This window comes from Streptococcus suis (assembly GCF_024509555.1).
GTDB classification, from domain to species: domain Bacteria; phylum Bacillota; class Bacilli; order Lactobacillales; family Streptococcaceae; genus Streptococcus; species Streptococcus suis_AD.
On record NZ_JAMWEL010000075.1, the window covers coordinates 1 to 303 of the forward strand.

At 44.9% G+C, this 303-nt stretch carries 1 pseudogene; it reads right to left on the bottom strand.

The annotated features are described in order from the left end of the window. Nucleotides 1-303 (bottom strand): annotated as a pseudogene (locus NF418_RS10405) (hypothetical protein); the annotation flags it as partial.

Below are 303 nucleotides of genomic sequence, written 5' to 3' on the forward strand. Positions count from 1 at the left end.
AGCCATCTTGAACTTTATCTGCTGGAATTGTGACTGCGCCTGTAGTAGGATCTACAGTGACACCTGAATCTGCTGGAACGGACCATGTACCATCATCTTCTTTAGTAACAGTTACTGTTTGTTCTGTGCCATTTTCATCAGTGTATGTGATGTCAACGGTCTTAGTATCATCACCGGCTGTGGTTGATGGAGTTACAGTGACTGAGCCATCTTCGTTAGCTACTACTGATGGTACTTCTGGTGCTGTTGTGTCTGGATTATTCTTAGCAGTGTCTGTTGCTGGGTTTGAGGTGTTGCCTGCTT